Source organism: Sphingomonas sp. UNC305MFCol5.2 (assembly GCF_000712135.1).
Classification (GTDB): Bacteria; Pseudomonadota; Alphaproteobacteria; order Sphingomonadales; family Sphingomonadaceae; genus Sphingomonas.
The window spans coordinates 672,501-674,796 of the sequence record NZ_JOOE01000004.1 but is presented as its reverse complement, the minus strand read 5'-3'; the positions used below and the strand labels follow the sequence as shown (position 1 = coordinate 674,796).

Here is a 2,296-nt window from a genome sequence, read left to right as displayed (position 1 = left end):
CGACCTTGGTTGCGGGAGCAGGATTTGAACCTGCGACCTTCAGGTTATGAGCCTGACGAGCTACCGGGCTGCTCCATCCCGCGCCATGGGCGCGACCGGAGGTCGCTTAACTTGTGAATGGGTTTTTGCTGATTTGCGTTTCGCACGGGCTGCAATGCCTGGCGACGACCTACTCTTCCATCGCTTGAGCGATAGTACCATCGGCGCTGTCTGGTTTCACGGCCGAGTTCGGGATGGGATCGGGTGGTTCACAGACGCCATAGCCACCAGGCAATGGAGCCCGTGCGACGGGCAGCCTGGGCTGCCCTTTGGGCGCAAATCAGGGTTTCAAATCGATACCGTGCACACGGGTTTGAATAAAGCTGCGACTGGATCATCCGACCAGAATGTCAGCCAGAGCTGTCATTGATGGTGGAACTCTCAAGCGCGAATAGGACAATTAGTATCGGTTAGCTCCATGCGTTACCGCACTTCCACATCCGATCTATCAAGGTCGTGGTCTTCGACCGTCCTAAGAAATCTTATCTCGAGGGAGGCTTCCCGCTTAGATGCTTTCAGCGGTTATCCCGTCCATACATAGCTACCCAGCTGCGCCGTTGGCACGACGACTGGTACACCAGAGGTATGTTCAACCCGGTCCTCTCGTACTAGGGTCAACTCCTCTCAAATTTCGACGCCCACGGCAGATAGGGACCAAACTGTCTCGCGACGTTCTGAACCCAGCTCACGTACCACTTTAATTGGCGAACAGCCAAACCCTTGGGACCTGCTCCAGCCCCAGGATGTGATGAGCCGACATCGAGGTGCCAAACAACCCCGTCGATATGAGCTCTTGGGGGTTATCAGCCTGTTATCCCCGGCGTACCTTTTATCCGTTGAGCGATGGCCCTTCCACGAGGGACCACCGGATCACTATGACCGACTTTCGTCTCTGCTCGACTTGTCAGTCTCGCAGTCAGGCTGGCTTATGCCATTGCACTCTAACAGCCGGTTTCCAACCGGCCTGAGCCAACCTTCGCGCGCCTCCGTTACTCTTTAGGAGGCGACCGCCCCAGTCAAACTACCCGCCACAGAGGGTCCCAGCACCGGATGACGGTGCGTGGTTAGACATCAGAAAACAACAGGGTGGTATTTCACATTGTGGCTCCACACTGGCTGGCGCCAATGCTTCAAAGCCTCCCACCTATTCTACACAGTTCCTTCCTAATGCCACTCTGAAGCTGCAGTAAAGGTGCACGGGGTCTTTCCGTCTAACCGCGGGTACTCCGCATCTTCACGGAGAATTCAATTTCGCTGAGCATGTCCTGGAGACAGTGGGGAAGTCGTTACGCCATTCGTGCAGGTCGGAACTTACCCGACAAGGAATTTCGCTACCTTAGGACCGTTATAGTTACGGCCGCCGTTTACCTGGGCTTCATTTCGGAGCTTGCACCCCTCCACTTAACCTTCAGGCACCGGGCAGGCGTCAGACCCTATACGTCGTCTTGAAGCCGACTTAGCAGAGCCCTGTGTTTTTGCTAAACAGTCGCTACCCCCTGGCCTGTGCCCCCTTGAACTGCTTGCGCAGAACAAGGGCCTCCTTCTTCCGAAGGTACGGAGGCAATTTGCCGAGTTCCTTCAGGACACTTCTCTCAAGCGCCTTGGTATACTCTACCTGACCACCTGTGTCGGTTTCGGGTACGGTCTATACGGTGGGGCTATTTCCCGGGACCTCTTCGAAGCACGATCAATCCGATAAGATCGTACAACACACGAGATCCGTCACACACCACCAGGCCCACGAATATTAACGTGGTTCCCATCGACTACCCCCTTCGGGCTCGTCTTAGGGGCCGGCTCACCCTGCGCGGATTAGCCTTGCGCAGGAACCCTTGGTCTTTCGGCGAGAGGGCATCTCACCCTCTTTATCGCTACTCATGTCTGCATTCGCACTTCCGATACCTCCACAGCCCATTACCAGACTGCTTCACAGGCTTACGGAACGCTCCGCTACCACGTGATCTTGCGATCACATCCTAAGCTTCGGTGCATCACTTTAGCCCCGTTACATCTTCGCCGCAGGAACCCTTGTTTAGACCAGTGAGCTGTTACGCTTTCTTTAAAGGATGGCTGCTTCTAAGCCAACCTCCTGGTTGTTTTGGGATTCCCACATGCTTTCCCACTTAGTGATGACTTGGGGACCTTAGCTGTAGGTCAGGGCTGTTTCCCTTTTGACGACGGACCTTAGCACCCGCCGTCTGTCTCCCGGATAGTACTCATAGGTATTCGGAGTTTGGTTAGGTTTGGTAGATCTCGC

The 2,296-nt window shown here is 55.1% G+C and carries 1 tRNA gene and 2 rRNA genes (1 of these 3 running past the window's edge); all 3 read right to left on the bottom strand.

Features of this window, described 5'->3' with window-relative positions:
- Nucleotides 1-6: 6 nt before the first annotated feature.
- Nucleotides 7-83: transfer RNA gene (locus tag BR78_RS0119285), tRNA-Met, on the bottom strand.
- Nucleotides 84-156: 73 nt separating this feature from the next.
- Nucleotides 157-271, bottom strand: a 5S ribosomal RNA gene (rrf, locus tag BR78_RS0119280).
- A 148-nt stretch (nt 272-419) separates the two neighbouring features.
- Nucleotides 420-2,296: ribosomal RNA gene (locus BR78_RS0119275) — 23S ribosomal RNA — on the bottom strand (it continues 916 nt past the right edge of the window).